The organism is Plantactinospora sp. CNZ320, assembly GCF_002846275.1.
Map to the genome: position 1 here is coordinate 7,497,728 of NZ_PJMP01000001.1, position 17,383 is coordinate 7,515,110.

Here is a 17,383-nt window from a genome sequence, read left to right on the forward strand (position 1 = left end):
GTCAGCCCTCCACGCGCATCAGTCGGGCTTCGATGTGCGCGAGGGCGCCGGTCGGGGACGGCCACCGTTCGACTGAGCCCTCAATGTCGTAGGTGACGCCCTGGTGCACGATCCGGTCGGAGTCTTGGATGTCCATCCCGTCGGGCCCGAACAGCCGCCAGCGGGTCACCACGGCGTCGCGGTCGATGGTGTACTCGGAGCCGCGTTCGGGCTGCACACGACAACCGGTCACCTCGGTCGGTACGGCGTTGGCCCAGTCGGGGACGTCGTTGTTGTAGTCGTCCTGCACGATCGGCGCCCGCAGCACCGTCACGGTGTCCGTGTGGAAGCTGATCATGCCGGTAGTGGAATCCGGTACTTGCGGTCGAGGATCCGCAGTTCGGCGTCGGCGAGCACCGAGCGGGTGCCGCGGTCGACGTGCGAGTAGGTGACGGACTCGCCGCCGGCCCGTTCCTGCACCACACCAGTCGGGTTTGACAGTCCCCGGGCGACCGCACCGCAGATCAGCGCCACGAGTGCCGGCGGCGTGTCCGTGTAACCGTGCTCGATTTCGGCGACGACCCCGCGCAGGTCGCACGTCCACCGCCCGGACCGGCGCATCCAACCGCCCTCCGACCACTGCACGTCCGCGACGTCCAGCGCGGTACCGGACTCGGTCACCGCGATCAGGTCGAGCAGCTTCAGTGTCGGCAGGAGTTGCACATGCCCGCCGGAGCCGTCGACGGTGACCTCTTCGGTGACGACGGGTGCGATGTGCCAGCCGCAGTAGTCCTGCACCTCGCCGGAGACGGCGTCGAGCAGCATCGCCGCTGCGGCAGTCTGGGCAGCGGACATCGGGCGCTGGTACCAGGTCGCGAACTGCTCCGGGGTCACCAGCGCCATCGGACTACTCCGCCGACTTGTTCTCGGCAGTACGCGCCTTGTTCGGCGCCCGACGCTGCTTCGCCGCCGGCCTGGCCGCCGGCTCGGCGTCGTCGAGGAGTTCGGCGTCCGGGTAGTTCTCCGCGTCCTCCGCCGACAGCTTCATCGTCGTCGGGTGCCCGTTCACGGTCACCCGGTACTTCTGGGTGTAGGTGCCCACTGTCCGCTCCTTCAAGATGTCGACGGGTTGGGACTCGGACGGCTGCCCGCAGGTGGCGTGGTTGGCGCCGCACAGCGGGCAGCCGTCCGACCGGGTCACGGGAGAAGGATCCCGGCCTTGCGCAGCTCGACCAGGACGGCGTTGAGCTTGGTCTTCAACTCGTTGATCAGATCGGCTTCGGGCTGCCCGTAGGTCGCGTCCGCGTTCGCAGTGGCCACGGCAGTCACGGCGACCTCGGCGTAGTCGGACCTGCGGGCACCGGCGGCGGGGTTCAGGTAAGCCATGTCGATCAGCTCGCCGACATGTCGATCTCGACGAACGCGGACGGCTGGATCACACCGAACGCGGCCCGCATCTCGGCGAGGATCGCCACCATGTTCCGGATGAAGAAGTTGGCGTGCGAGTTCGACACGGTGATGCTGGCCTGCTCCCGGTCCCACAGGACGGCCTTGCGCCAGTCGCCGACGTACGCGGTGCCGGCGGCGACCGCCTCGGACTCGATGACCGGCAGACCCCACAGGGTCGGCTGGCCGAGCCGCATCGGACCGCCGAAGTAGTAGCGGTTCTCGTTGTCCTGCAACAGGTCGATGGTCTCCCAGTCGGCGGGGTTCATCACGTACGCGGTCGGGATCGACCGGCCGACGGTCCGGACCAGGGTCCGGGCCTTCCGGGTCGTGGTGAGGACGTTCGTGTCCCACGCCTGCGACTGGGTACCGGAGACGGTGCCGATGCCGGTGAAGTTCTCACCCGAACCCGACCCGTTGATCATCTGGTCTTCCAGTTCCTCCTCCAGGCCGTAGCGGAGGAAGGTGTCGATCAGGGTCCGGATCTGCCCGGCGTCGGACAGGGCCCGGGTCGTCGCCGGGAGCCAGTGCGCGATCGTCTTGACCGTCTCGGTGACCTTCTGGAGCGCCAGCGCCGACTCCGGCTTGACGCCGTTCGCCGCGTTCATCGAGCCCGGGTCCGCGGTCGTGGTCGACTCGGCTACCGGCGACGCGTTGTTCGTGATGCCGGTGACCCGCACGTACTCGACGGTGTCCGAACTGGTGGTGCCGTTCGTGACCAGCGACCGGATCGTCAGCGGACGCTGGAACACGTCCAGCCCGACCTGAAGACCGCGGTAGTCGTTCTCGACGAACGCCCCGGCGGAGGTGTCGCTGGATCCGGTGACGAGCGCCTTCGCGGCGAACGGCTCCGACGAGATGACGGCCCGCTCCGGGATCCGCCCGTTCGGGTACCGCTTCAGCAGTTCCCCGAGCTGGCGGGACTTCGCGAACGCGGCACCGATCGTCTCGCCCTTGCGCGGCGTCCACAGTGCGGCGCCGTCGGAGCCAACGTCGTCGCGGCCCTTCGCCGCTTCGGGCAGGAGCCCGATGCCGTCGCCGAGTTCGCCGAGCTGCTTGGTCAGGTCGGAGTCCGCCTTGGCGGCGTCCATCCGGGCCTTGACGGCGGTCGCGGCCTTCACTGCGGCCTCGATCTGGCCACGCTCCTCGCCGGTCAGGTCCCGGCCTTCGGCTTCCGCCTTCGCGGCCAGGTCCCGGGCCGGGGTGAGCGCGTCGGTCAGCTCCTTGCGGAGCCGTTCCAGGGTTGCGGTACTCATGAGGTGTTTCCTCCGGTGTCAGATGTCGAGGTCGTACGCGAGTGCGTCGACCTGGAGCGACAGCAGGACATCGGCGGGGCTCAGGAAGGGCGCGGTGGACTTGGCTTCCGGACCGTCGCCCGGTTGCTCCTCGTCTCCGTTGGCCGGTGCTGGCTTGGCCTGCTTACTGTCGGAACCGTCCCCGCAGGTGCAGGTACGGCAGTGGTGCGCGGACTTCGCTCCGACCAGTTCGGTCGCGGCGTTCATCCCAATCAGGGTGGGGCCAACCTCGAACAGGTCGAGGTCGCGAAGCTCGTACACGTCGCGCCCGTCGCGCTCACCGAGCGCGCCGTCGCGGATGTCGTAGCTGAACGAGAACTGCTTCACGCGGCGCCCCTTGAGGAGCCGGTGAACCGTCGCGGCGCGGGGCGCGTCGAGGTCGAGTTGCCCTCGGACCCACAGCCCGCCGTTGTTCTTGAGCTTGTCAGGAAGCCGCTCGTCGCCGGGAAGCAGCTCGGCGGCGTCGAGCACGTACCCGACGTGGGACTCCGGGTCGCCGATCTGGTGCGACCAGATGACCGGGATGGGGTCGCCGCTGGACTTCCACTCGTTGAGCGTGCGAGAGAACGCGCCGGGAAGCACGACGTCACCGCCGTGATCCACGTTGCCGAACACCGAGACAACGGCGTCGAACTGGCCGTCCGCGAGCCCATCCTGGCCGTCCGCCTTGACGTGGGCCCGGAATGCCTTAGTCCTCATCGTCGTCCTCCACGCTGATCTCCAGTTCGCACTGGCACCCGGCAACCTCATCGACGGGTAGGGCGGCGTCAGCGGGCCATTCCGCGCCGTTGCTGAATCGGGCTTCGATGTCGACCGTCTGGCCGTTCATGACCAGGTGCGTCGGTCGCGGGTTGTTGCTCGTGACGAGCCATGTCTTCGTCGCCCGGCGGCCGGTCTGCTTCACCGCTTCCTGTGTCCCGAACCCGCTGGCGGCAGTAACGGAGGTGCGGGCGATCTCTCCGGCCCGCTGGGACTGCGCTCGTTCGAACACCTTCGCCACGGCGGGGCCGGGGTCGTCGGAGTCCAGCGCCGTCTCCAGCTGGGTGCGGGTGACCTCGTTGATGCTGCGCGCGGCACGTTCGGCGACGGCGCGCTGGAACGCCAGCGTCCGCGGCTCGTCGTACCGTTCCGGGTCGAAGCCAAGCGCGGCGAGGATCGCCTGCGCTACCGCCTTCGCGGCCGACAGCGCCAGCGCCAGGAGGTCGTCGGCGAGCTCCCGATCCCAGCGGTCGGCGTCCCACGCTTCCCCGAGCGAGGCCTTACCGCGGGCCTTGCCGGCGCCGAGCCGGCTCGCCACGGCGGCGGACTGTCGAGCGAAGAACGACTTCATCGTCTGCTCGCCGGACGCGTCCAGCATCGCCGGGGCGCGACCCTTCACCCGGGCCCGGTACGCCTTCACCCGTCGGGGCAACGCCTTCGGGGCGGTGTCCTGCGGTGACGCCAGCCCGCCCTCGAGGACGTTCAGCGGCACAATCAGTTCGTCGCCGCCGTCGATGCTCGGAAGGTTCTGGGTGGCCCGGGCCTCGTTGCGGGTCATGTACGGCGCCCCGACGGCGGCCTGCAACTGCTGGGCCTGTTCCTCGAACGAGCCTTGCAGCTTCTCCCGCATGTTGAACTCGACGTACACCCGGCCGGAGTCGGGCAGGTCGGGGATGAGCTGAAGCCCGATCTCCTGTTCGATCTCGGCACACCACGGCCCAAGCGTGTCCTGGTACAGGGCTTTGTGCTGCTCTTTGATGTTGGAGAAAGTGGCGTGATCCAGGATCCCGACCAGCGGCGGGGCGATGTGGTACGCCGACGCCGCTTCTTCCCGGGTCAGCTTCCGCGACTCGACGTACTGCGCTTCCTTCGGGTTGATGCTGGCGGGGACGAACGTCATGCCGTCTTCGAGGATCGGCGTCCCACCGGCCTGCGGCCCGTCGCCGGTGTACTGCGCCTGCCAGTCGGCTTTGAAGCCCTTCTTCGCCGGATCGGACCACGGCGGGGCGTCGACCGGACGTTGCAGGTAGCCGGAGACACGGGCACCGTTGGACCACATCTGCTCCCGCCACTGCGCCGCCGCGTACTCCTCCGCCAGGGTTTGGCGGAGGGCTTCGATCGGCGAAGAGCCGTGCCGTGAGTCGGTCGGGTTGTAGCCACGGAAGTGCACCACCGACGTCCGATCGACGTCCAGATGCCCACGGGAGCCGTGGATCCGGTACGTCTCCGGGTCGGTCCAGTCCGGGCCGAGTGCTTCGACCCGCCACGGGGCGATACGCCGCAACCCGATCGGCTCACCGGACGCGGCGCGGAGCTTCACCCAGTACGCGTCGTCGTACACGGCCTTGTCGGAGACGAGCGCCCGGATGAGCCGGAACGTGGTCGTGGTCGGGTTCGGTGCGCCGAGCAGACGCGACAGCGGGTGGTCGGTGAGCCGTTCCCGGTCGGTGTCGGAGATCCGCCGGTACGAGTGCAACCCGAGCTGGGCAAGGTTGCGGGCCAGGAACTCGACGACAGTCCGGACCGCCGGCTGCGCTCGGTAGATCTCCCCGTACGTCAGGGTGTGGTAGCGGGAGATCGTGGCGGCGTAGCCGGGCCACGACGACACCAACTGCCGGTTCGGCTCCAACGCCTGTAGCGAGCCGTTGCTGACGATGAACGCCACTCAGCCCACCACCTGTACGAAGTCGATCCGGTGCCGGGGGACGATCGCTTTGCCGTCGATCGGCACCGAGTCCCCACCCGGGCGGGCCAGGTGGGCAGCCGAGACGACGACCTGCCACGGCCACGACCAGTGCCGGTCGCCGACGATCGCCCGCCCGTCGATCAGGTTCACAACGACCTTCCTGCGGCGCACGGTGAGCACTGGCACCTCCACGCCTCAGACGACCATCAGGCCGGCGCCGGACTCGTACGCGGACACACGGACCTTGGGACGGTTGATCGCCCGATCCAGGGCCATCACGGCAGCCACGAACCCGTCGATCTTGTCGCCGGCTTTCGACTTGTCCGGCTTCAGGTTCCCGGCCGGATCCATCGACACGGCCAGGTTGTCGACACACCAGCGGGTGATGGGGTTACCGCCATGCCGGTACATCCCCGAACGCAGCAGCCGCAGGATTTCCTTCGTCGGCGGGGACATCGACACGTAGCCCTGCCGCATCTGCGTCATCGTCGCGCCGTCGTCGGTCAGGTTGTTCACCAGCTGGGTCGAGTTCCACGGGTCGTACGCGATCTCCCGCACGTCGAACCGTTCCCGGTCGGTGTTGATGTCCGCCCGGACGAAGTCGTAGTCGGCGACGTCACCAGGGGTGGTCTGTAGCCAGCCCTGCCGCACCCAGACGGTTGCCATGCCCGCGGTGCGTTCGTCGAGCCGGCGGATGTTGTCCTCCGGCGTCCAGTACCGCCAGATCGTGTCGTACGAGCCGTCATCGGCGGGGAACGTCCACGCCATCGCCAGCAGGTCGGAGGTGGCGGCCAGGTCGAGCCCGCCGTACGCCGGCTTGCCGTGGAACGCGGCCGGGTCGATCACGGTGGCGTTCTTCGGCCGGTCCCACACCGGCATTTCGATGTACTTCTCGGCCTGCTTCGTTCGGATCCCGAGATGCAGCCGTTCGAACGACGCCAGCTCGGCCGGGCTGTTCTGCGCCCGGCGGGAAGCCCGCTCGATGTACTCCTTCGTCGGCGAGATCCCGTAGCCCGGGTTCGCTTTCCGCCACGTCGACTCTGCAAACCGGTCGTCGTCCTTCTCGGCGCACCAGACGACGCCGTACGTCGACGAGTCCTTGATGACCTTCCGGGCGAGCTGCTCGACGTACTTCCGCTTCCGGGCGTAGATGGTGTCCATCCGGCCGTCGTCGGCGGTGGTGATGATGGCAACCAGTGGTTGCAGCCGCGACCCGGTGCCCGTCTCCACCGTCTCCACCAGGTCCGGCTTCTTGTGTACGTGCAGCTCGTCGATGACCGCCCCGTGCACGTTCGCGCCGTGCATCAAGTCCGCAACCGACGACACGACCTGGAAGAACGAACCGGACCGCTTGTGCACGATCTTGTCCGCGAGACACTTCACGTTCGGGCCCACCGCCGGGGACTTCTCCGCGATCGCCTTCACCGGGTCGAACGTCTTCCGCGCCTGATCCTTGCCTGCGGCGAGCGCGTACACCTCAGCGCCGTCTTCCCCGTCCGCGCAGGTCAGGTACATCGCCAACCCGCCGGCAAGGGTCGTCTTCCCGTTCCGTCGAGGAATGTCGACGTACAGGTTCGAGATGATCCGCGCCCAATGCCCCGACGACTCCCGCACCCACCCGAACACCGGGGCGATCACGTACGCGACCTGCCACGGATCCGGCACCAGCGGCCGCCCGGCGAACTGCGAACCCTTCGTGTGCTTCAGGTGCCGCATCGCCCCGATGACCCGGTCGACCCGCTCCGGATCGAACCGGGCGCCCTTCAACGCCCGCGGCTCCGGCGTCTTCCACCTCGGCGGACAGTCCGGCAGCGGGATCCCCCGCGACAGCAGATACCACGCCACCTCAGGGCTGAGCTTGAGCCGGTCGAGATCCGCCTTCGGGGGAAGCGTCGGCCCGGCGGGCTTACGCGTACGGGTTCGAGTCGTCCCCGTCATCGCTCGACCCCTTCGCGACCTTGTTCTCCGCCGCCGGAGTCAGCCCGAACTCCGAACACCACGCCCGGATCGCGGCCTGCGCATTCCGCTGCACCGCGACGGCGGGGTTGGCGGTGTACCAGGTCGACTCGGTCCCGTCCTTCTTCACCGACTTGTTCTCGACCACCAGTCCGCGCTCGTGGACATCCTCGGTGGCCTTCACGAACGTCTCGTACATCTCGCAGTACGACGCGAGCGCCGCAGCGTCGACCTCCTTGACGAGATCAAGCCGGGACAGCTCCGGAACGACGCGATCCCATTCGGCCCGGGCCAGCTCGCCCAACCAGGTCGGCGGAGACGGCGGAAGCCGCTTGAACGCCGGCGGGGTCTTGACCGGCCGGCCGCCCGAATCCGTCCCCGGGGAACGGCCGGTCACCAGCCGGAGAGCCGGAGCGGCAGGGGTACGACCCGCGTTAGCAGCCACGCACAGTCACCCCCCATTGATCGATTGTGAGACGCCACGCGCTTCACCACCGGCGCGGTGTCCCTATGTCCGATTCCTAGCGATTTCGACTCCCCTACCCGCTGCGTGCCGCTTGGGACTCGGCTTGAGTCGCTTCTGCGTGGCACGGCGAGCAGAGTGCGCGCAAGATGTCCCACCGGTACCGGTCGGCGGGGGTGGGCATGCCGCCCTCGTGGTGAACCTCGACGGCGAGTCGGCCGCAGGACCGTTCACACAAGCCGTCGTTGTGCTCGATGTTGTGATCGAGCTTGGCCTGCCGGAGCCGGCGCCAACGCCGGGTGCTACCCCCCGCCCACGATTGCGGCTTACGTACCCAGCTTTGATCGCAGGTGGGGCAGCGGCCGGGTGGGATCGACTGTCGGCAGCCGGGGCAGACGCGGGAGGTTCGGGTGGGCATCAGTCCTGTGCGGCTTCGCTCTCGAAGTACTCGGCAGCAGCGCGCAGCAGAGCGGGTAGCCCGGCAGGTTCGGTGATCGTGCCGATCTCGCACTCGTCGTTGTCTCCGACCCGCATCCGGATCGGGACGTCGCCGTCGTCTCGGGTGCCGGCGTTGGGGCAGACGTAGGACCGGAGCATGCGCACCTCCGGGTAGCAGAACGCCCCGGCCGTGAAGGTCCGGGGCGGGATGCTTGGGAACGCCGACGATCAGACAGTGCGGCGATGATGGTCAGTTCAGCACGCACACGCGTCAACGTCAAGTTGACTCGCCGCGAGTAGATCCGCCCGCGCCCACAGGGTGACGGTGGAGCGGCCGATCCGCATCCGACGGACCGGTTCGATCCCACGCTCCCGAGCCCAGCGGACGAACGAGCGCGCGTCGACGCCGGCCAGGAAGGCGGCTTCGGTGGTGGTGAAGGTGGTGCGCTTCACGGCGCCACGTCCTTGCGCTCTTCGCGGCTGGGCTTGTGCAGCCACAGTCCGGCCCACCGGTACGCGCACGTGACGTCGCCGTACCGGTCCCGCCAGAGCCAACGGCGACGGTAGATCCGCCGAGGGCAGCCGACGCACCACGCTTCCCGAGCCTTCACGCTGCTGCTCCTTCGCCGTCTCGTACATCATCCTGTGCGGCGGCGAGAGCAAGCCAGCTACGGCGCGGCCAGCCAGTCGAGCAGCGAGGGCAGGTGATCAAGTCCAGGTACGGGTCTGCGTACAACCCCGTTTGACAGCGCGACTCGTCGCGCAGCTTCGCTGGACACCTACCGATGTACTCACCCGAACGGTTCGACTCGGTCACGCCCCGGATCGCACGGAGGGTGTCGCGGATCTCGCGGGCGAAGTCGTCGACGGCCGGATGGTGGTCGAATGCCCAGTCGAGTCGGGCCAGCAGCCAGCCTGTCAGGGTCGAGATCGTCGGCACGGGTCGGTGTTCGGCCTGGTCGCGGGTGGAGATCCAGTCCGCCACCCACTGGTCGAGTACGACGACTGGTGGGATCGGGCCGTGCTGGTCGCCGTGCGGGTCCGCGACGTGCCCGGGCGCGCCGACAAGCAGGTTGAGTGCGTCGAGCCGGACCGGGATCGGCGCCGTGCGGGTGCCGGACACCTTCACCCCGGTACCGGTGCCTGGCTCCAAGCTGGCGGGGATGAGCGCGTACGCGTCCGGGATCTCGGTCAGCTCCGACTGGACCCGGTCCCGGCACGGGGTGCAGACCGGGGCGAAGTCGGGGAGTCGGGGCCGGCCGGCGGGGCGGTAGACGGGGCACACCACACACAGCACTGATCCGCGGTTCATACGGGCATCCTTTCGTCCCGGGTTGCCCCGGCTTGCGGTGAGACATCGCCGGTGTTCGGGCCCGAACCCCGGATGGGAGCGACGGCCCACGGCGGCAACTGTCCGTCGCCGGTGAGGAGAATCCCGTGCTCCAGTCGAACGCGGCCGATGTGCTCCATCAGTACGGGCGCCTTGCGGAACCACTCGCCGTGCACCCGCAGCGTCCGAAACTGACGGTGCCGTTTTCGCTCCAGCGTGCGAGATCCTGGCTCTGTCGCCAGCAAGACGACCTGTCGGCGGAAGCTGGCGAAGGTCATAAAGCGGTGCCGAAGTCGAGTCGTGGTGCCGATCTTCACCTCGCGCGACTCCCGGTCGCCGATGTAGTAGACGACAGCCTGAGCCACGACGTGGAATCCCTCGGCGGGATCCGCGATCGGACCCTTGAGCGCGGTGATTGCTTCCTCAATCAGCCGCAGGTGTTCCGCGCAGAGCGGGATGCTCTCCAGCTGGACGTGCACCGGAGCCCAGCACTGCATGCCGCCGGTGCGGCCGACGCACGCACGGAGTCGGGCCGGGAGGGTCACTGCGGGCTTGGTCGGCGTGGGAGTCTGCGCGTCGAAGACCTCGGCCACGATCCGGGCTATGTCCGGCTTCGGGACGATCCGGCGGCTCACCGGGTCGGCTCCGGAGCGACCTCGCCCGCCTCGACCGCGGCCGCCAGCAACTCCTCACCCACCCGAACCCGCGCCGCCTCGGCCAGCTCCGGCGGCATCCACCGCATCGCCGTCTTCGAAAACGTCGACGGCACCCAACCCTCGATCGTCTCGATCACGTGCTTCACCGGGTGTCTCCTTCGCAGTTGTCGTGGACCAGGCCGGTCATCCGGCCCGTCTGCCACCGATACGGCTGGGACTTGAAGATCCCGAGCCGGCACCGCTTACACGTCGAGACGCGGTTGTTCGGATCCGCCGTGTTCGCCCGGCGGCCCGGCAGCGAGACCACCGGACGAACCCGCGTACTCACGACGGATCCCCGGCCTTGTCCAGGTTCTTCAGCCGGTGCTCGACCCGCCAGCGGGCGTTGGAGTCGGCCTCGGCCCGGACGTACGCGGTGATGTCGTCGAGCTGCGACCGGACGTGCCGCAGGCTCATGCACGCGTCGTGCCACACCCGATTGGTGGACTGGTAGGAGTGGCGGGCTTCCTTCCAGCGAAACCGCTGGCCGCAGCCGTCGCACCGGTCGACGATCCAGCGTCGGACGTTCAGGTACGGCCACCAGCGGTAGTGCAGGTGCCGGCGGTGCCGGAGCGCCCACATGATCCGGCGGGTGCCGTGCGGGGCGTGGCCGCAGACCTCGAACGCGTCGTGGCCGTCAGGCTCGTCGTGCCACACGTCGAGCCGGATCGGGCGGACGTCGAAGAGCAGGAACGAAGGATCATGCATGGGGTGTCTCCTCAGGAGAAGAAGGAACCGGCGGGGTGGTGGGGACGGGCACCCACGGGCCAACCGCCGCCAGGACGGCTACTGCCAGATCCCTCGCCGGAAAAACCGGCAGCCGCGCGGCCAGAGTGATTCGGCCATCGTCCAGCGTCAGCTGCACACCAACGCCGGGCTGCCCCGCGCCGTACTCGTACGCGGTCGCACGAACCTGCACATCCACGACGTCATCCAGGTAGTGCATCGGCAACACGGACGGTCGGGTGCCTGAGGGAAGCAGTCGACCCGCCTCGGTCAACGCTGCGGCGATGGCTCTGGCGTCGTGGCGGAAGGACTCGGCGGTGGCCGGAGCCGCGTCGGCCACCTCGCAGATACCGTCCCAGCAGTGAGTGCGGGCGAGCGCGTCGGCGACGAGTTCAACGTCGGCGGGGTCCGGGGCGAACTCATCAGCATTGGTTACAGGTTCGGGAGTCGGGGCGGTCACTGGTCGGCTCCCGCCCGGCTCGGGGCCTTGACCTGACAGATCACGCAGCGCACCCGGCCGTCGCCGACCTCGTACACGGTCTCCGTCGGCCAGATGGTGTCTCCGCAACCGCCGCAGTCGATCGCCACCTGGGCAGTTCTCTGGACCGACGGTCGGTCTGCTCCGTTCTCTGCAACACGAGCAGCCGTCCGGTACGCATTCACCACGGCGCCGACCTGTCGACGGACCTCGCCGGCCGATGGTCGCTCCTTCGCCGCCCGCTCCTGATCGTCGGCGTACGCCCGGATGTCTGCGGCTGCTGCGGTACGACCCTCGACCCGCCCTGTTCGCAAGCCGAGTAGGTAGACGCAGGTCTCGGCATGGGTGTGCCCGTCTGAATCGACGGCGTCCTGGCAACATCCCGATGCGGTACGACCAGCAGCCAGCCCTTCGACGAATCCGTGTGCCGCCCAGTCGTTGACGGGGTACGAGTGCTCGATCCGGTCCGCGACCTCTCGGACTTCGGCGGGGATCGGGGTCTGCTCGGCTCTCTCAGCCTCGTATGCGGCGCGCACCTCGGGGTTCTTCAACTGCTCGGCGAGGTACGGGGTGAACTCGTCCGGGCCAGCGTGCGGCCAACCGGCGCTCGGGGTCTGGTCAGACATCGTCCGCACCTTCCATCCGCTCCATCTCCTCCGCCGACACCCAGCCGGCCGGCTGCACCCACCCGGGACCGCCGACCGTGTACGTCGGACCGTCGTAGGGCGTCGTGACGGGTTGGGGGTGTCCGGAACCCTCGGCGGACACCACAGACGCGCCCACGGACGAAGGGAAGCCCTTTCCAGTCCCGTTCCGCTCGATGGCGTCGGCCATCTCTCGCAGCCGGCCGAACATCGCCACCCCAAGCGGGTACGCCTTCATCTCGTCGGCGGCCCACCGCAGGACGACCGGAGCGACGACGGCTGCGACGCCGTCCCACTCGTCGGTGCGTTCCGGCGGCGACATGTAGAGCGCGTCCGCGCACTCGGCGATCAAGTCGCGCGGGTTGGGGTGGGGGTTGGAAGTACTCACCGGCCGCTCGGTTGGTTCGGTGGTCAAGGTGCTCACTCCTTCTCGGTGATGCTCTTCAGGGCTTTCCGGGCTTCGAGATACGCGGCCGACGGCGGATCACCGGAGCGAAGCTCCCGCCACGTCGCCGGATCCTGCGCGTGCCGGCACGGGTGCGGCCGGATCGCATGCGGTCCCGCGTCCGGTGCGTCAACGAACGCGACCCACACCCCACGCCGGGCCGAGTACAGCCAGATGAGTGGGGAGCCGCAGGGGGCGCAGCCGGTGATGTTCGGCGGCTCCACGATCTCGATCACGACGGATCCCGTCCCGCGAGCCGGCCGGCCTCGGCCAGCAGCTGCTTCGCGTGCCGCTCCCGAGCTGCTTCGTCTTCCCACCACTCGCCGGCCGGCGGGTTCTTGCTGCGGTTCCACTCCGGCACCGGGCGCATCGACGGGTCGTAGTCCGGGTTCGGTTCGGCGGTCTCCTGCCGCGTGAACGCCCGGTGTTCCCGCTCCCACGCCACCATGCGGGGCTTCAACGCCTCCCGGTCGCCCTCCGGGAGGACGTCGCGGACCTGGCCGACGAGTGCGCGGATGTCCGCAGACCGGTCGGTGAGCGGGCCGGCTGTCGCGGCGTACGCCTCCAACTCGCGGCGCTGTTCGAGTTCCCGCTCGATCCGGTGCCGCTCACGTCGTATGTCGGCGGCGAGCCGGCGGACGTGGACCGGCATCAGGTACTCCGTCGACTCCCGGAAGTGCGCGCTGACCGCGTCACGGGCGTCTTCGAAGTCGAGATCCCCGATGTCCTGATGCCAGGCGCGTACGTCGGTCTCTCCGACGGTGCGACGGTCGCGGGTGGCGGCGAGCGCAAGGATGGTGGCGACTTGGGACAGGTTCATGACGCTTCCTCCTGAGCGAACCGGGCGGCGAGTTGCATCGCGTCGCCGAACCGCTGATCGGCCGTCGACGGCTTCCGGGCCTGTGATCCGGCTCCGGCGTTCATGACCTCGTTGACGACGGACGGAAGGGTCGACGGGTGCAAGCCCTTGCGCGCCCACTCGGCGAGTCCGCGCCGGACGTGCGGGGCGGCGATCCCTTCGCCGAGCATGTTCTTGATCAGCTTCGAGACTTGGCCGATGACGTTCCCGGGTGGCCGGTTCGGGCAGTGCTCGATCCATTCGCCGATGAGAGCTTGGGTCGTGTCGGGCGCGGCGAGCGTCAGCGCGCCCGCCGTAGGCGGAACTCCCTGATCCCCTGTTCCCTGATCCCTGATCCCCTGTTCCAGGCGCGGGGATCTCGCGACGGTCTCGCGAGACTCTCGCGAGGGTTCCGCGACGACTTCGAGAACCGGTGGAGAATCCCTGTTCACGGCAGGTGTCGGCACAGCTCGCGGGTCATCGGGCTGCGGATAGCGGGGCTTGCCCGGCTTGTCGATCTTCTGATGCTCGCGCCAGTTGACGATGGCCAGGAACGACTTCCCGTCGACGGTGTAGCGAACGATTCGGCCGGCTTCGGAAAGCCTCGCGAGATCCTCGCGAACGTTCGCGAGAGCCTCGCGAGGGTCATCCTCCAACGCGAACAGCTCGGCCGCGATCAGCTTCGGGTTGTCGATCCCGACCCCGTTGTCGTCGACGTACGTCCAGAGCCCGATGAACGTCAGCCGGGTCCGGAACGGGTGCGCGGCGATCGCCTCGCTCTTCCAGAACTCCGGCTTGATGGATCGAATACGTGGCACGGGTTGGGGCTCCATTCGTACGTCTGTGCTGTGAACTATGTTCGCGGAATGACTTCTCATCCGCAATGCGACACGCCGTCGCGAACCCGGTTCGCGCTATTGCTTCACCCCCTGCCGCGTGTCACACTCGGCGACGTGGCCGACACCCTCGAAGAAGCGACGCGGGCGTTCCGTCGCGCCGAGCAACAGTTGGCCAAGCGCCGCACCGAGCTGCACGCCGCCATCGTCGACGCCATCAACGGCGGCATGTCGAAGAGCGAAGCCGCACGCCGCACCGGGTACACCCGCGAGTACGTGGCGAAGATCTACAGCGAGTAGCCGGCTCACTTCGACTCCTTGTGCTCTTGCTGGTTGTGCCGTTGTAGGACTTGCACGGCGGCGTCGAGCGGATCCCCAACCCACGTCCGCAACACCTGCCACCGGTTCGCCGGACAGCCGGGTACGGTGCACCGCCAGCGAGGACGCTGCGGAGTCATGCCACGTCCCGCTGATGCGTCGACGGCACCCCAGCCGCAATCCCGTGCTTCCGACGCACGTAGATCACCGAATCCCGAGGGATCCCCAACTCCCGGCCGATCTGCCGATCGCTGAGCCCCTGATCGGCGTAGAAGGAAATGACCTGCGGCATCTGCTCCCGGGTCGGCCGCAACGGCACCGCGTCCGCGACCGCAACCAACGTGAGTGGGGTGTGCGGCCACTCGTCGGGGTCGTCGTGCTCGACCATCCGGAAATCGGCCGGACCGACGATCTTCGCCCCAACCTCGGCCGCCCGTTCCTCAAGCTCCGCTTCCGCGATCCGGACCGCGGTCTTGTAGCCGAGTTCGTCGTCGTTGACGGGCCACACGCATCGGAACGACCACCCGGTCACGGCTGCTCCTTCTCGACGATCGCCAGGTCCAACCCCAACTCATCGAGCACGTGCCGGAGCTTCGACAGGTGCGGACTCTTCCGGCCGCACTCCCAGTACGACAGGGACGCCGGGTCGATGCCCGCAGCCCGGGCGACGTCGACCGACCGGCGGCCGGATGCGAGCCGGATGAGCCGCAGTTCGGCGAGGATCGGATCGGTCATGGCGTTCTCCGGGCTGCTTCGATCGCGGACCAGCCGGCTCCGCAGGTCGGGCAGCGGGACGGGGCCGGGTCCGGGACCGGCTCGAACCGCCGGCAACCCGACTGCGGGCAGCCACCCCGCCGGCCGTCGGTGAGGGTGTGTACCGTCTCCGTCTCACCGCACACGCAGCGCCGGATCGGCGGGTACACGCCCCGACCTTCAGCGGCTCCGGGATCTTGCCGGCTCACGACAGCCCCGCCTGAGCCGCCTGGGCAAGCGCCCGCCGGGACCAGTAGCCCCGGTCCACGTCGACGCACTCCGGGCAGTAACACGCCGGACTCCCGTACGGGCGGCCGATCCGCCACCCGGCGGCCCGTACCGTCTCCTCGATCGACACGCCCGGGTACGGGCTCGGCCAGTAGTCGGCGGCCCGCTGGCAGTTGTCGCACCGGTAGCGGCTGCTGTCGTCGGTGGTCTCCTCAACGGCCATCGGTCGACTCCTTCGGCGGCAGCCCGGCACCATCGCACCGGTACTGCCGTTGGCCGGCGTACCAGCGGTCCCCGGCGTGGTGCCGGAGTACGCCCGCCTTGGTCAGGTTGCGGAACTCGCCGCACACAGAGCACTCGCCGCGCTTCGGCTTCTCAACGCCCATCGGGCACCCCCAGCAGTACCCGGGCGACCGCCAGCGGCCACGACAGGTACCCATCGGGAGACTCGGCCATCTCGGTGCCGACGGACTCGGCGATGAACGCTTCTCGCTCCAGCCAGCCAGCGAGGGGTCCAGCTATCCCCGGATGCACCAACGCGATCCACTGCGTGTTGTCGTACGTCACGCTGCCACCAGAGATCACGTACTTCGCCGACGTGTCCGGCATCGCGTAGACGCCGGAGTCCCAGTCCGGGTACCACTCGCCCGGGGTTGCGTTCCCGGCCAGCGTCCGCAGCTTCTCGGCGGCTGCTCGTAGGGTCTCTACCGGGGACAGGTCAGCGGGCATTGCGCATCACCGCCAACGCCTGGCGGATCGCGTCGTTGCGGTCTTCGCGCTCGGCTTCGTAGTGGTCGTCGCAGACGGGCCGGTAACCGAACCCGGCCGGTCCGTCGCCACCGAGTAGCCGCCACCACTTCGTTGCCGGCTTCGCGCAGTGCGCACACTCCCCGGTCGGCGGGTCGGGCATCTCGTCAGCCATGGTGGGTTTCCTCTCGGGTAGTGGGCTGGAACCAGCGGGCGTAGTACTCGACGGCGGTCATCAGTCCTTGCTTGACTGCTGGCGGGTTGTGCCCGCCGTGGAACCAGCCGCACCGGTGGCAGCGGTAGGCGCGGAGCTGCTCGCCGGGGTGCTTGCTGCGGATGGCTCGGCGGGCGGTCTTCCGGGACGCGTAGGCGACCTTCTGGCAGCCCTTCTCGATCTCGCCCATCACGCACCTGCCGGCGGTTCGTCGGCGTACCGGCCATCGACGGTCAGGTACACCCACCGGTCCCGCTGCACCAGCACAGCCACAGTCGCCGGGTCGGCGGACTGGACGACAAGCCAGCCCATCGACTGCGCGATCGCCCGATGCGACTCGATCTGCGCATGGCAGGGCGGGCACAGCAGCAGCAGGTTGCTGGGCAGGTTCGTGTCCGGCCGTTTGCTGCCACCGGCGCCGCGCGGCCGCCGGTGGTGGATGTGGTGGTCGATCCCCCGCCGGTCCCCGACTCCCTCGGTGCACACTTCGCAGGACCAGCCGGCCCGCTCGTACACCGCGTCAACGACCTCCGAGGACGGGCCGGTGGCATTCCACCGCCGGGCGAGCATCGTCCGCTTGATGGCCTTCTTACGGCTCGGAGTGAGGTTCCTACGCAGCACCCGGCACCTCCGGGTGGTCGCAGGTGCACCGCACCCGCCAACACCTGACGTGCCGCCCCTCGGTACACGCCCGGCACAGGACCGGCTGCACATCCGCACCGAGGATCCGCACCGCGGCGATGGCGCGGCGGATCCCGTCGAAGATCGGGAACGGACGCCACTCCAGGGCGCAGCCCTCGCACACTTCGCGGGCGCCGTCGCCGTCGACCTGCGCCACGACGGGCCAGCCGCAGGCGTCACAGTCCGGAAGCACCGGCATCGACAGCAC

General features: G+C 68.8%; 34 protein-coding genes. 1 reads left to right on the plus strand and 33 read right to left on the minus strand.

Annotated elements, in window-relative coordinates:
- Position 1: 1 nt before the first annotated feature.
- The 24 genes from CLT71_RS33555 to CLT71_RS33655 all read right to left on the minus strand — a co-directional run bounded on the left by CLT71_RS33555 (position 2) and on the right by CLT71_RS33655 (position 14,216).
- Positions 2-337 (minus strand): phage head completion protein, encoded by a 336-nt coding sequence (locus CLT71_RS33555; RefSeq protein WP_101370626.1) that lies wholly within the window; start codon positions 335-337, stop codon positions 2-4.
- Positions 334-882, minus strand: coding sequence for a hypothetical protein (locus CLT71_RS33560; protein WP_101370627.1), 549 nt, complete (start codon positions 880-882; stop codon positions 334-336). Before CLT71_RS33560 ends, CLT71_RS33555 begins: the two co-directional genes overlap by 4 nt.
- Positions 883-886: 4 nt before the next feature.
- Positions 887-1,180 carry a hypothetical protein gene (locus CLT71_RS33565; protein WP_101370628.1) on the minus strand — a complete coding sequence of 98 codons (294 nt, stop codon included), beginning with the start codon at positions 1,178-1,180 and terminating at the stop codon, positions 887-889.
- Positions 1,177-1,365 carry a hypothetical protein gene (locus tag CLT71_RS33570; RefSeq protein ID WP_101370629.1) on the minus strand — a complete coding sequence of 63 codons (189 nt, stop codon included), beginning with the start codon at positions 1,363-1,365 and terminating at the stop codon, positions 1,177-1,179. Before CLT71_RS33570 ends, CLT71_RS33565 begins: the two co-directional genes overlap by 4 nt.
- Positions 1,366-1,370: 5 nt before the next feature.
- The gene (locus tag CLT71_RS33575) at positions 1,371-2,681 is read right to left on the minus strand and encodes a phage major capsid protein (protein ID WP_101370630.1); all 1,311 of its coding nucleotides are present in this window, start codon (positions 2,679-2,681) and stop codon (positions 1,371-1,373) included.
- 18 nt (positions 2,682-2,699) lie between these two features.
- Positions 2,700-3,470, minus strand: a complete 771-nt coding sequence (locus CLT71_RS33580; RefSeq protein ID WP_101370631.1) for an HK97 family phage prohead protease — start codon at positions 3,468-3,470, stop codon at positions 2,700-2,702.
- The gene (locus CLT71_RS33585; RefSeq protein WP_101370632.1) at positions 3,409-5,364 is read right to left on the minus strand and encodes a phage portal protein; all 1,956 of its coding nucleotides are present in this window, start codon (positions 5,362-5,364) and stop codon (positions 3,409-3,411) included. Before CLT71_RS33585 ends, CLT71_RS33580 begins: the two co-directional genes overlap by 62 nt.
- Positions 5,365-5,535 (minus strand): hypothetical protein, encoded by a 171-nt coding sequence (locus CLT71_RS37220; protein WP_486483595.1) that lies wholly within the window; start codon positions 5,533-5,535, stop codon positions 5,365-5,367.
- Between the two features lie 45 nt (positions 5,536-5,580).
- On the minus strand, positions 5,581-7,323 hold the full coding sequence (locus tag CLT71_RS33595; RefSeq protein WP_101370634.1) for a terminase TerL endonuclease subunit: 1,743 nt from the start codon (positions 7,321-7,323) through the stop codon (positions 5,581-5,583).
- Entirely contained in the window at positions 7,292-7,786 is a 495-nt protein-coding gene (locus tag CLT71_RS33600) for a phage terminase small subunit P27 family (RefSeq protein ID WP_101370635.1), read from the minus strand. Before CLT71_RS33600 ends, CLT71_RS33595 begins: the two co-directional genes overlap by 32 nt.
- A gap of 435 nt (positions 7,787-8,221) precedes the next feature.
- Positions 8,222-8,401 carry a hypothetical protein gene (locus CLT71_RS33605; protein ID WP_101370636.1) on the minus strand — a complete coding sequence of 60 codons (180 nt, stop codon included), beginning with the start codon at positions 8,399-8,401 and terminating at the stop codon, positions 8,222-8,224.
- Between the two features lie 96 nt (positions 8,402-8,497).
- Complete coding sequence (locus tag CLT71_RS33610) at positions 8,498-8,695, minus strand: hypothetical protein (RefSeq protein WP_101370637.1); 198 nt, start codon at positions 8,693-8,695, stop codon at positions 8,498-8,500.
- On the minus strand, positions 8,692-8,853 hold the full coding sequence (locus CLT71_RS37225; protein ID WP_158242356.1) for a hypothetical protein: 162 nt from the start codon (positions 8,851-8,853) through the stop codon (positions 8,692-8,694). The genes CLT71_RS33610 and CLT71_RS37225 overlap by 4 nt, the downstream gene beginning before the upstream one ends.
- Positions 8,850-9,554, minus strand: a complete 705-nt coding sequence (locus tag CLT71_RS33615; RefSeq protein WP_143743712.1) for a hypothetical protein — start codon at positions 9,552-9,554, stop codon at positions 8,850-8,852. The genes CLT71_RS37225 and CLT71_RS33615 overlap by 4 nt, the downstream gene beginning before the upstream one ends.
- On the minus strand, positions 9,551-10,207 hold the full coding sequence (locus CLT71_RS33620; protein ID WP_101370639.1) for a GIY-YIG nuclease family protein: 657 nt from the start codon (positions 10,205-10,207) through the stop codon (positions 9,551-9,553). The genes CLT71_RS33615 and CLT71_RS33620 overlap by 4 nt, the downstream gene beginning before the upstream one ends.
- On the minus strand, positions 10,204-10,374 hold the full coding sequence (locus CLT71_RS37230; protein WP_158242357.1) for a hypothetical protein: 171 nt from the start codon (positions 10,372-10,374) through the stop codon (positions 10,204-10,206). Before CLT71_RS37230 ends, CLT71_RS33620 begins: the two co-directional genes overlap by 4 nt.
- Positions 10,371-10,556 carry a hypothetical protein gene (locus tag CLT71_RS36745; RefSeq protein ID WP_143743713.1) on the minus strand — a complete coding sequence of 62 codons (186 nt, stop codon included), beginning with the start codon at positions 10,554-10,556 and terminating at the stop codon, positions 10,371-10,373. Before CLT71_RS36745 ends, CLT71_RS37230 begins: the two co-directional genes overlap by 4 nt.
- Positions 10,553-10,975, minus strand: a complete 423-nt coding sequence (locus tag CLT71_RS33625; protein ID WP_101370640.1) for a hypothetical protein — start codon at positions 10,973-10,975, stop codon at positions 10,553-10,555. The genes CLT71_RS36745 and CLT71_RS33625 overlap by 4 nt, the downstream gene beginning before the upstream one ends.
- Positions 10,968-11,453 (minus strand): hypothetical protein, encoded by a 486-nt coding sequence (locus tag CLT71_RS33630; protein WP_101370641.1) that lies wholly within the window; start codon positions 11,451-11,453, stop codon positions 10,968-10,970. The genes CLT71_RS33625 and CLT71_RS33630 overlap by 8 nt, the downstream gene beginning before the upstream one ends.
- Entirely contained in the window at positions 11,450-12,097 is a 648-nt protein-coding gene (locus CLT71_RS33635; RefSeq protein ID WP_101370642.1) for a hypothetical protein, read from the minus strand. Before CLT71_RS33635 ends, CLT71_RS33630 begins: the two co-directional genes overlap by 4 nt.
- Positions 12,090-12,530: a hypothetical protein gene (locus CLT71_RS33640; protein ID WP_143743714.1), complete on the minus strand. Its 441-nt coding sequence runs from the start codon at positions 12,528-12,530 to the stop codon at positions 12,090-12,092. The genes CLT71_RS33635 and CLT71_RS33640 overlap by 8 nt, the downstream gene beginning before the upstream one ends.
- 5 nt (positions 12,531-12,535) lie before the next feature.
- On the minus strand, positions 12,536-12,796 hold the full coding sequence (locus CLT71_RS33645) for a hypothetical protein (protein WP_101370644.1): 261 nt from the start codon (positions 12,794-12,796) through the stop codon (positions 12,536-12,538).
- On the minus strand, positions 12,793-13,380 hold the full coding sequence (locus CLT71_RS33650; RefSeq protein ID WP_101370645.1) for a hypothetical protein: 588 nt from the start codon (positions 13,378-13,380) through the stop codon (positions 12,793-12,795). The genes CLT71_RS33645 and CLT71_RS33650 overlap by 4 nt, the downstream gene beginning before the upstream one ends.
- Positions 13,377-14,216 (minus strand): hypothetical protein, encoded by an 840-nt coding sequence (locus tag CLT71_RS33655; RefSeq protein ID WP_101372014.1) that lies wholly within the window; start codon positions 14,214-14,216, stop codon positions 13,377-13,379. Before CLT71_RS33655 ends, CLT71_RS33650 begins: the two co-directional genes overlap by 4 nt.
- 135 nt (positions 14,217-14,351) lie before the next feature.
- Between CLT71_RS33655 and CLT71_RS33660 the strand changes: the two genes are divergently transcribed.
- On the plus strand, positions 14,352-14,534 hold the full coding sequence (locus tag CLT71_RS33660; RefSeq protein ID WP_143743715.1) for a hypothetical protein: 183 nt from the start codon (positions 14,352-14,354) through the stop codon (positions 14,532-14,534).
- A 154-nt stretch (positions 14,535-14,688) separates the two neighbouring features.
- Here CLT71_RS33660 and CLT71_RS33665 read toward each other — a convergent pair whose 3' ends face one another.
- The 9 genes from CLT71_RS33665 to CLT71_RS33700 form a co-directional block, all read right to left on the minus strand.
- Complete coding sequence (locus CLT71_RS33665; RefSeq protein WP_143743716.1) at positions 14,689-15,084, minus strand: hypothetical protein; 396 nt, start codon at positions 15,082-15,084, stop codon at positions 14,689-14,691.
- On the minus strand, positions 15,081-15,287 hold the full coding sequence (locus CLT71_RS33670) for a helix-turn-helix domain-containing protein (RefSeq protein WP_101370648.1): 207 nt from the start codon (positions 15,285-15,287) through the stop codon (positions 15,081-15,083). The genes CLT71_RS33665 and CLT71_RS33670 overlap by 4 nt, the downstream gene beginning before the upstream one ends.
- A 223-nt stretch (positions 15,288-15,510) precedes the next feature.
- Positions 15,511-15,756 (minus strand): hypothetical protein, encoded by a 246-nt coding sequence (locus CLT71_RS33675; protein ID WP_101370649.1) that lies wholly within the window; start codon positions 15,754-15,756, stop codon positions 15,511-15,513.
- Entirely contained in the window at positions 15,746-15,919 is a 174-nt protein-coding gene (locus CLT71_RS37235) for a hypothetical protein (protein WP_158242358.1), read from the minus strand. The genes CLT71_RS33675 and CLT71_RS37235 overlap by 11 nt, the downstream gene beginning before the upstream one ends.
- On the minus strand, positions 15,909-16,262 hold the full coding sequence (locus CLT71_RS33680) for a hypothetical protein (RefSeq protein WP_101370650.1): 354 nt from the start codon (positions 16,260-16,262) through the stop codon (positions 15,909-15,911). Before CLT71_RS33680 ends, CLT71_RS37235 begins: the two co-directional genes overlap by 11 nt.
- Positions 16,252-16,455, minus strand: coding sequence for a hypothetical protein (locus tag CLT71_RS33685; protein ID WP_101370651.1), 204 nt, complete (start codon positions 16,453-16,455; stop codon positions 16,252-16,254). Before CLT71_RS33685 ends, CLT71_RS33680 begins: the two co-directional genes overlap by 11 nt.
- Positions 16,448-16,684, minus strand: coding sequence for a hypothetical protein (locus CLT71_RS33690; protein WP_101370652.1), 237 nt, complete (start codon positions 16,682-16,684; stop codon positions 16,448-16,450). The genes CLT71_RS33685 and CLT71_RS33690 overlap by 8 nt, the downstream gene beginning before the upstream one ends.
- Positions 16,684-17,115: an HNH endonuclease signature motif containing protein gene (locus CLT71_RS33695; protein ID WP_199187803.1), complete on the minus strand. Its 432-nt coding sequence runs from the start codon at positions 17,113-17,115 to the stop codon at positions 16,684-16,686. The genes CLT71_RS33690 and CLT71_RS33695 overlap by 1 nt, the downstream gene beginning before the upstream one ends.
- Positions 17,105-17,374 (minus strand): hypothetical protein, encoded by a 270-nt coding sequence (locus tag CLT71_RS33700; RefSeq protein WP_143743717.1) that lies wholly within the window; start codon positions 17,372-17,374, stop codon positions 17,105-17,107. Before CLT71_RS33700 ends, CLT71_RS33695 begins: the two co-directional genes overlap by 11 nt.
- Between the last annotated feature and the right edge of the window lie 9 nt (positions 17,375-17,383).

What these genes read in the sequence shown, in the direction of transcription:
- CLT71_RS33555 (WP_101370626.1), bottom strand. Translation starts at nt 337, where the DNA reads ATGATCAGCTTCCACACGGACACCGTGACGGTGCTGCGGGCGCCGATC.
- CLT71_RS33560 (WP_101370627.1), bottom strand. Translation starts at nt 882, where the DNA reads ATGGCGCTGGTGACCCCGGAGCAGTTCGCGACCTGGTACCAGCGCCCG.
- CLT71_RS33570 (WP_101370629.1), bottom strand. Translation starts at nt 1,365, where the DNA reads ATGGCTTACCTGAACCCCGCCGCCGGTGCCCGCAGGTCCGACTACGCC.
- CLT71_RS33575 (WP_101370630.1), bottom strand. Translation starts at nt 2,681, where the DNA reads ATGAGTACCGCAACCCTGGAACGGCTCCGCAAGGAGCTGACCGACGCG.
- CLT71_RS33580 (WP_101370631.1), bottom strand. Translation starts at nt 3,470, where the DNA reads ATGAGGTTGCCGGGTGCCAGTGCGAACTGGAGATCAGCGTGGAGGACG.
- CLT71_RS33595 (WP_101370634.1), bottom strand. Translation starts at nt 7,323, where the DNA reads ATGACGGGGACGACTCGAACCCGTACGCGTAAGCCCGCCGGGCCGACG.
- CLT71_RS33605 (WP_101370636.1), bottom strand. Translation starts at nt 8,401, where the DNA reads ATGCTCCGGTCCTACGTCTGCCCCAACGCCGGCACCCGAGACGACGGC.
- CLT71_RS33615 (WP_143743712.1), bottom strand. Translation starts at nt 9,554, where the DNA reads ATGAACCGCGGATCAGTGCTGTGTGTGGTGTGCCCCGTCTACCGCCCC.
- CLT71_RS33625 (WP_101370640.1), bottom strand. Translation starts at nt 10,975, where the DNA reads ATGCATGATCCTTCGTTCCTGCTCTTCGACGTCCGCCCGATCCGGCTC.
- CLT71_RS33635 (WP_101370642.1), bottom strand. Translation starts at nt 12,097, where the DNA reads ATGTCTGACCAGACCCCGAGCGCCGGTTGGCCGCACGCTGGCCCGGAC.
- CLT71_RS33650 (WP_101370645.1), bottom strand. Translation starts at nt 13,380, where the DNA reads ATGAACCTGTCCCAAGTCGCCACCATCCTTGCGCTCGCCGCCACCCGC.
- CLT71_RS33670 (WP_101370648.1), bottom strand. Translation starts at nt 15,287, where the DNA reads ATGACCGATCCGATCCTCGCCGAACTGCGGCTCATCCGGCTCGCATCC.
- CLT71_RS33675 (WP_101370649.1), bottom strand. Translation starts at nt 15,756, where the DNA reads ATGGCCGTTGAGGAGACCACCGACGACAGCAGCCGCTACCGGTGCGAC.
- CLT71_RS37235 (WP_158242358.1), bottom strand. Translation starts at nt 15,919, where the DNA reads ATGGGCGTTGAGAAGCCGAAGCGCGGCGAGTGCTCTGTGTGCGGCGAG.
- CLT71_RS33680 (WP_101370650.1), bottom strand. Translation starts at nt 16,262, where the DNA reads ATGCCCGCTGACCTGTCCCCGGTAGAGACCCTACGAGCAGCCGCCGAG.
- CLT71_RS33685 (WP_101370651.1), bottom strand. Translation starts at nt 16,455, where the DNA reads ATGGCTGACGAGATGCCCGACCCGCCGACCGGGGAGTGTGCGCACTGC.
- CLT71_RS33690 (WP_101370652.1), bottom strand. Translation starts at nt 16,684, where the DNA reads ATGGGCGAGATCGAGAAGGGCTGCCAGAAGGTCGCCTACGCGTCCCGG.
- CLT71_RS33700 (WP_143743717.1), bottom strand. Translation starts at nt 17,374, where the DNA reads ATGCCGGTGCTTCCGGACTGTGACGCCTGCGGCTGGCCCGTCGTGGCG.